Source organism: Dokdonella sp., from assembly GCF_035703485.1.
Lineage (GTDB): Bacteria > Pseudomonadota > Gammaproteobacteria > Xanthomonadales > Rhodanobacteraceae > Dokdonella.
The window spans coordinates 1-7,514 of record NZ_DASSYD010000015.1 but is presented as its reverse complement, the minus strand read 5'-3'; the positions used below and the strand labels follow the sequence as shown (position 1 = coordinate 7,514).

Genomic DNA, 7,514 nt, shown 5'->3' with positions numbered 1-7,514 from the left:
CCGCCCTTACGAATCCCAAATTCCGAATTTCGAATCCCGCTTCTGGAGTCACACATGTCCAAACAACTACAAGACGCCTACATCGTCTCCGCCGTGCGTACACCGGTTGGCAAGGCGCCGCGTGGCGTGTTTCGCAATACCCGTCCGGACGATCTGCTCGCCCATGTGATCCGTGCCGCAGTCGCCGGCGCGCCGGGTATCGATCCCGCGCGCATCGACGACGTGGTGATCGGTTGTGCCATGCCCGAGGCCGAGCAAGGCATGAACGTGGCCCGCATTGGTGCGCTGCTGGCCGATTTGCCGAACAGCGTTCCCGCGCAAACGATCAACCGCTTCTGCTCCTCCGGTGTGCAGGCGATTGCCCTGGCTGCCGATCGCATCCGCACCGGCGATGCCGATCTGATGCTCGCCGGTGGTACCGAGAGCATGAGCATGGTGCCGATGATGGGCCACAAGATCGCGATGAACCCGATCGCTTTCACCGATGAGAACATCGCCATCGCCTACGGCATGGGCATCACTGCCGAGAACGTCGCCAGTGAATGGAAAGTCAGCCGCGAGGATCAGGATGCGTTCGCTCTCGGCTCGCACGAGAAGGCGCTGGCCGCGATTGCGGCCGGCGCGTTCAAGGATGAGATCGTGCCATTCAAGCTTGATGATCACTACCCGGATCTGGCCGGCCGCTCGATCCAGACTGACAGTCGCCTGATCGATACCGACGAAGGCCCGCGCCCGGACACGAGTGCCGCTGGCCTGGCCAAGTTGCGTACCGTGTTCAAGGCCGGCGGCAGCGTCACCGCGGGCAACTCCTCGCAGATGTCCGATGGCGCCGGCGCGCTGATGCTGGCCAGCGAGAAGGCGATCAAGGAATACAACTTGACCCCGATCGCCCGCTTCGTCTCCTTCGCCGTCGCTGGCGTACGCCCCGAAGTCATGGGTATCGGCCCGATCGAGGCGATTCCAAAAGCACTCAAGCTGGCCGGATTGACCAGGGAACAAATGGACTGGATCGAACTCAACGAAGCCTTCGCCGCCCAGGCGCTGGCAGTGATTCGGGATGTCGGCCTCGATCCCGGCAAGGTCAATCCACTCGGCGGTGCCATTGCCCTCGGTCATCCGCTGGGCGCGACCGGTGCAGTCCGCGCGGCGACCCTGATCCACGGCCTGCGCCGTCGCCAGCAGAAATACGGCATGGTGACCATGTGTATTGGCACCGGCATGGGTGCTGCGGGAATCTTCGAGGCGCTCTAGTGGTGGCGGTGAGCGGTGAGCGGTGAGCGGAAAGAGCGTTGCGCTTGTTGGGGTTTGAGCAAGCGCAGGGCATGCACAACTTCCGTTCGTGGTGAGCCGAGCCCGTCCTGAGCCTGCCGAAGGAAACCATGATCGGAAGTTGCTCGATACCCTGCTTTTACCGCTAACCGCTAAAAGCTCACCGCTCACCGCTCAACATCAAGCCAAACGCGTTCCATTCGGCACGGCACGCTCTAGTGTCGTGATGACAACACCGTCATCGGTCGGAAATCCGGTCAGCAGAAATTGTGAGCGGAATGGGCCGATCTGCTTCTCGGGAAAATTGATCACGCCGACAATCTGTCGACCGATCAGATCTTCCGGCGAATACAGGGCTGCAATCTGTGCGCTGGTCTTGCGCTCGCCATGCGGGCCGAAATCGACCCAGACCTTGTAGGCGGGCTTGCGTGCCTCGGGGAATACCTCAACCCGCGTGATCGTGCCGGCGACCATTACGACGCGCTCGAACTCGCTCCAGGTCAATGGCTGTTCCTTCATTGGCAGGTTCTCAATGCGGAGCAACGGGGGACGCGCTATCCAGGCCAACCTGGACCCAACCCAGATTGATACCAATGCGCGTGGCTTCCGGATTGGCCCAGGAATAGGCAAGGACTCGTCCGCTGGCATCGTCGATCACCGACAGTTTCACCACTTGCACATTGCCATCGCGATAGGTCGCACGCTCGAGTTCCAGTGAATACCCGGAATTCTGTCCATCGCGCCATTTCAATGCAGCTTTGCCACCTTCGTTGCTGATGCGCAGGTCGCGGTTCATGTGCCAATCCGTGCTCTCCGGCCGGGCGTCCGGACCGGCCCCATTGATTGCTGCCCAACCTGAATACCAGCGAATCTTGCGCGCATCGACGCGCGCGTCCGGGCCGCGCGCCTGATCGGCGTACAGACGCACATGCAGGGAATCACCATCATGCGAGATCGACAGAGGCAGCAGCGCCGCCGATGGGCCAACGCCGGGAGCGACAGTCTGGCAACTGGCCAGATCGGCACGAACCTCAAGCCCGTTGCTTGTCGCCGCTCCATGCAATGCGCAGGCATCCAGTGCGATCCACTGCTTTTGATCGAAGTCCTTGCCGAGCAATGGAGATTCAGCCAGCGAGCGATACGGCGTCAATTCGAGTGTGCCGTCGACCGATTTGAGTGAGCGCATGACCCAGGTCGCAGTCAGAACGCTGCTGCCAGACTGATCAACTCGCCACACGTACCAGCCGGGCTTTTGCAGAGGCGTAATCTCGAATCGGACGCGCGGCACGCTGCGACCTTGCGCTTGCACCACCTGTTCATGGTTGTCGTACTCGCCGTCAAACCAGGCGCGCTGGCTGGACGTTGAAGGCGCTGTTGAAGACTTGCGGGCGGGGTTACTCTGGCAAGCAGCCAGCACCAGCGCGGCCAGCAAGACCAGAATCAGAGTCGTAATCGGCTTTTTCATCCGACAAGGATAGACCGGCGCAGTGATTCGGCGATATACGGCAGGGCGAATCGGTCACAACACCGCTATGCTCGACAACGAAATTCAGGGAGGTGAACGTGAGCGAAGACATGATCCGCGCCGATCCCGGTCTGCGCCGCCAGACGATGCTTGTTCTGGGCATCGCGGTATTGATGGCCATTGCTACCGTGTACTTTTTCCAGCAATGGCTGAGCGGTATTGCCGACATTCCCGGCACCGACCAGTTGATCCTGCGTCTGCGTCGACTGATCGGCATCGCCCTGACCGGCAGCGCCATCTGCCTCGGCTTTCTCGCCTGGTATGCAGCGCGCAAGGCGACCTTGATCAAGACCTTCGAGCAATGGCCGTTGCCGGGAGTTCGCGTACTTCGCGATACGCCGGTTCGACGCGGCGCAGCGGCGATGAAAATTCGTCAGGGGCTGAATCTGACGGCGGTCGTCCTGCTGCTGCTAGCCCTGGGCATGGGCATCATCAGTTGGCGGCTGCTCAGCCTGAGCTGAATTTCAGTCGATCGCGCGCACGCGAAATTTGCGCCCCTTGATCTTGCCGTCGCGTAAACGCTTGAGCGCCATCGCAGCCTGATCGCGGCGGATCGCGACATAGGATCGGGTGGCGAAAATGCCGATCTTGCCGACTGCATCAGACGCAATTCCGGCATCACCGGTCAAGGCTCCAAGGATGTCGCCGGGGCGCACTTTTTCCTGGCGTCCGCCATCGATGCACAACATGCTCATCGTGGCCTTGATCGGTGCGGCGGAGTCACTCATCGAGGGCAGGTTCGACCAGTGAACAGTTTGCCCGGTGCGCGTTTCAATCGGCGCGATGCGCGGCATTTCAGCGGCCGCAACCAGACTCCAGGCCTGACCCTTGCGCCCTGCCCGTCCAGTACGACCGATTCGGTGCACGTGCACGTCCGGATCGGTCGATACTTCCCAGTTGACGACGGCCGGCAAATCCTCGATATCGAGTCCGCGCGCAGCAACGTCAGTGGCAACGAGGATCGCGCAGCTGCGATTGACGAAGCGCATCAGCACCTCGTCACGATCACGTTGTTCGAGATCGCCATGCAGAGCCAACGCCGAGTACCCGCGCTGGCTCAGGCCATCGGCGAGCTCTCTGGCATCGCGGCGCATGTTGCAGAAAATCAGCGTCGATTCCGGGCGGTACGTCGTCAGCAGGCGCAGCAAGGCGTCGAAGCGGCGCGGCGCATCAATCTCGAAAAATTGCTGCTCGATCTCGGGCAGATCAGCACCGACGTCGGTGGCAACTTCCACCGGATCGCGCTGCAGGCTGCGGCTGATCTTGCGGATCTCCTCGGGGATCGTCGCCGAGAACAAAAGCGTCTGGCGTGATTTCGGGCTCTGCTTGAGCAGACTGGTGATCGCATCCTGAAAGCCCATGTCGAGCATGCGATCAACTTCATCAAGGACGAATACGCGCACATCGCCCAGCGACAAGGCACCCTGATCGATCAACTCCTGAATGCGCCCGGGCGTACCGACGACGACATGTGGCGCATGCGTCAGCGAGGCCAGTTGTGGGCGCAACGGAATGCCTCCGCACAAGGTCAGCAGCTTGATGTTCGGAATGAAGCTGGCGAGGCGACGGATTTCCTTGCTGACCTGATCGGCGAGCTCGCGGGTTGGACACAGGACGATCGCCTGCACGCTGGCCAAGGTCGGATCGAGCCTCGCGATCAGTCCAAGCCCGAATGCGGCGGTTTTGCCGCTGCCGGTCGGCGCCTGGGCAATCACATCCTTGTTGTCGAGAATCGGCGGCAGACTCAGGGCCTGCACGGGGGTCATTTCGGTGTAATCGAGCGCGGCCAGTGCACTGAGCAATGGCGGGGCGAGGGGCAGCGAGGTAAATGCATTCATGCGTCATGATCGCACGGCGCAACCCGGTTCGGCCCCTTGTTTGGTCCTGGAACGCCTCCACCGTGTTGGAGCGAACCCTTGTCAACCGTTCCCTGGAGTCAGCCATGTCCCTTTCGATGTATCAAGCTTCCGTTCCCGTATTCGTCCGCGCGCTCGACAACCTCTCCAATATTCTCACCAAGGCTGCCGCCCACGCCGAGCAGCAAAAAATCGAACCATCGGTTCTGCTTGGCTCGCGCCTGTACCCGAACATGTTCCCGCTTTCGCGCCAGATTCAGATCGCCACTGATCTGGTCAACGGCGGCGTCGCGCGACTGGCCGGTATCGAGCGTCCAGTCTACGAGGACAATGAGACCCGTTTCGAGGAGTTGCTGGCGCGTATCCAGAAGACCATCGAGTTTGCGAAATCGGTCGCAGCCGAGAAGATCGATGGCAGCGAGGACAAGAAGATCAACCTGACAATCGGAGGCCACGAAATGAATTTCGACGGGCAAACCTATCTTCTCGGATTCGTCATCCCGAACATGTATTTCCACACCGCAACGACCTACGCCATCCTTCGCCACAACGGCGTCGAACTCGGCAAGCGAGACTTCATCGGCGGCATCTGATGTCGATGATCAAGCAGCGAGCAAAAATGGCCACAAACTCAGAGCGACGAAGAGTGCAGCGCCAAACAGGATCATGATCAAACGCGCCGGCTGGCTACGCATCTGTGACCAGAAGGTTTCCGCCGTGCCATCGCGTTTTGCGCTCTCGAACTCAGCCTTGGCGCGAGATTCGCGCTGCTGCTGGTAACTCGTCAAAAGTTCTTTGGCTCGAGTACTCTCGTTATCGTCCCTGATCCAGATGGCGCCAGCCGAAATACTCCAGCGGTTCGGTTCGGTTTCGTAAAACGCGATGTGATGCTGATCGAGGAGTTCACGGATCTCGGCGATCTCGTCATCGGGGACGTGGCGAAGGTTGAGGAGCAGATGGCTCATGGCGCATCTCCACGATGACCTTGCGCGGGAAAGACGAGTCGCATCAGACGCGGCATGACTCCGAAAACGATCAATGCGAACAGCGTACACAGCACGGCCGAGCCGGCCTGACCGAGCCCGACCGTCATGCCGATCGCCGAAGTCATCCACAAGCCCGCCGCCGTAGTCAGACCCTTGACGCTGTCTTCGCTACGACCCTTGAGAATCGTGCCGGCACCGAGAAAGCCGACGCCCGTCACCATGCCCTGGATGACTCGCGTGAGATCACCCACTTCGACACCGATCTGCAATGGAACAATCATGAAGATGGCCGAACCGAGTGCCACGAACATGTGCGTCTTGATTCCTGCAGCCTTGCCCTTGGTTTCGCGCTCGAACCCAAGCAAGCCACCAAGAATCGCAGCCAGCAAAAGTCGAATGGACAATCGGGTCAGTTCGGCAACGTCCGGGATATCCGAAAACTCCTGGACCAGAGTCGAACCAATTTCTTCCCACATGGATTGAGGCTCCTGCGCCGCTGGATGCTGGCGGCATAATAGCCTGATGCTTTCATCCGCTCCGCCATTTCCAGGCAAGCTCACTGGTTCGAGCACCCTGCACTTGCCACCCGGCCCCTGGGAGACGGTGTTCGAGTGCCTGTGCGCCCACTTCTCCAGAGTGAGCCATGCCTTGTGGAAGGACCGCTTTGAACATTCGCGCGTGCTCGATTCGCGCGGGTTGCCGGTGGCCATCGACACGCCCTACCGGGAAGGAATGACGGTTCGCTATTTTCGCGAAGTTGCCAACGAAACCGCGATTCCATTCAAGGCGAAAATCATGCATGCCGACGAGCATCTGGTTATCGCTGACAAGCCCCATTTCCTCGCCGTCATGCCAGGCGGAAGGTTTGTCGAGGAAACCCTGCTGCGTCGATTGATTCGCGAACTTGGCAACCCCGATCTGGTGCCCTTGCATCGCATTGATCGAGGCACGGCCGGCCTGGTCATGTTTTCGGCCAATCCGGCAAGCCGTTCGCGCTATCAGGCCTTGTTCCGCGAGCGACGGATCGAGAAGACTTATGAAGCGATCGCGCCTGCTCTGCCGGACCACTGTTTTCCGCTGCTTCGTCGATCGCGGATCGTACGGGGCGAACCGTTTTTTCGCATGCAGGAAGTGGATGGCGCAGCGAACAGCGAATCGCAGATCGGCGTGATCGAGCGTGGCGACGAAAATTGGCGCTATCTGCTGAAACCGGTATCGGGTCGCAAACACCAACTGCGCGTGCACATGGCCGGACTCGGCGCACCGATCCTCAATGACCCGTTCTATCCGGAGCTGACTGCGCTCTCCGACGACAACTTCAGCCGCCCGCTCAAGCTTTTGGCCCGCTCGCTGGCCTTTGACGATCCGCTCAGTGGCAAGCAACGAAGTTTCAGCAGCTTGCTCGACTTGTAGCCGAACCTGACAGCCTGTCAGAACCATGATGGGCCAGCAAACCGTCGGAAATCTGGCCTCGCCCAGCCGAATTCTCGCCTCAACCGGCAAAGTCCGACAGGCTGCTAGTAGAATCCGCAATCTTTGCGCGAGCTATCCAGCGCGCACCCGTGGAGGAAACATGCAACTTCAAAACGTCAAAGCCGTCATTACCGGTGGCGTATCCGGACTCGGCCTCAGCGTCGCCGAGCATGTCGTCGCTCACGGCGGCAAGGTCGCCCTGTTCGACGTCAACGACGAAAAAGGTGCAGCAGCTGTCGATGCACTGGGCAAGGACAAGGCCACTTTCCTGCGCACGGATGTTACCGACGAAGAGGGCGTGCGCGGCAATGTTGCCGCAGCACGCGATTTCCTCGGCAGCCTCAACGTCGCGGTCAATTGTGCCGGCATCCTTGGTGCCGGACGCATGCTGGGTCGCGATGGCGC

10 protein-coding genes are annotated in these 7,514 nt (G+C 60.3%); 5 read left to right on the top strand and 5 right to left on the bottom strand.

Translation table 11 applies throughout. The features are described from left to right. Positions 1-54: 54 nt before the first annotated feature. Complete coding sequence (locus VFN25_RS01350; protein ID WP_325138013.1) at positions 55-1,251, top strand: acetyl-CoA C-acyltransferase; 1,197 nt, start codon at positions 55-57, stop codon at positions 1,249-1,251. A 198-nt stretch (positions 1,252-1,449) separates the two neighbouring features. On the opposite strand, the gene VFN25_RS01345 is transcribed toward VFN25_RS01350, so the two are convergent. Continuing rightward, a complete protein-coding gene (locus VFN25_RS01345) occupies positions 1,450-1,788 on the bottom strand; it encodes a tRNA-binding protein (RefSeq protein WP_325138011.1) in 339 nt (112 codons plus the stop codon). Between the two features lie 10 nt (positions 1,789-1,798). Next, on the bottom strand, positions 1,799-2,734 hold the full coding sequence (locus VFN25_RS01340) for a hypothetical protein (RefSeq protein WP_325138009.1): 936 nt from the start codon (positions 2,732-2,734) through the stop codon (positions 1,799-1,801). A 98-nt stretch (positions 2,735-2,832) separates the two neighbouring features. Between VFN25_RS01340 and VFN25_RS01335 the strand changes: the two genes are divergently transcribed. After that, a complete protein-coding gene (locus VFN25_RS01335) occupies positions 2,833-3,255 on the top strand; it encodes a hypothetical protein (RefSeq protein WP_325138006.1) in 423 nt (140 codons plus the stop codon). A gap of 3 nt (positions 3,256-3,258) precedes the next feature. Here the strand turns inward: VFN25_RS01335 and dbpA are convergent, their stop codons facing one another. Continuing rightward, positions 3,259-4,632, bottom strand: coding sequence for an ATP-dependent RNA helicase DbpA (dbpA, locus tag VFN25_RS01330; RefSeq protein WP_325138004.1), 1,374 nt, complete (start codon positions 4,630-4,632; stop codon positions 3,259-3,261). 104 nt (positions 4,633-4,736) lie between these two features. On the opposite strand from dbpA, the gene VFN25_RS01325 reads away from it, so the two are divergent. Beyond that, complete coding sequence (locus VFN25_RS01325) at positions 4,737-5,243, top strand: DUF1993 domain-containing protein (protein WP_325138002.1); 507 nt, start codon at positions 4,737-4,739, stop codon at positions 5,241-5,243. Positions 5,244-5,252: 9 nt separating this feature from the next. Here the strand turns inward: VFN25_RS01325 and VFN25_RS01320 are convergent, their stop codons facing one another. Together VFN25_RS01320 and VFN25_RS01315 are read right to left on the bottom strand one after the other, a co-directional pair. Next, positions 5,253-5,615: a DUF6164 family protein gene (locus VFN25_RS01320; protein ID WP_325138000.1), complete on the bottom strand. Its 363-nt coding sequence runs from the start codon at positions 5,613-5,615 to the stop codon at positions 5,253-5,255. Beyond that, a complete protein-coding gene (locus tag VFN25_RS01315) occupies positions 5,612-6,112 on the bottom strand; it encodes an MgtC/SapB family protein (RefSeq protein ID WP_325137998.1) in 501 nt (166 codons plus the stop codon). Before VFN25_RS01315 ends, VFN25_RS01320 begins: the two co-directional genes overlap by 4 nt. A gap of 46 nt (positions 6,113-6,158) precedes the next feature. On the opposite strand from VFN25_RS01315, the gene VFN25_RS01310 reads away from it, so the two are divergent. Both VFN25_RS01310 and VFN25_RS01305 read left to right on the top strand, forming a co-directional pair. Then, positions 6,159-7,049, top strand: coding sequence for a pseudouridine synthase (locus VFN25_RS01310; RefSeq protein WP_325137996.1), 891 nt, complete (start codon positions 6,159-6,161; stop codon positions 7,047-7,049). Positions 7,050-7,209: 160 nt separating this feature from the next. Next, the coding region (locus tag VFN25_RS01305) for an SDR family NAD(P)-dependent oxidoreductase (protein WP_325137994.1) at positions 7,210-7,514 on the top strand (305 nt) is incomplete at its 3' end.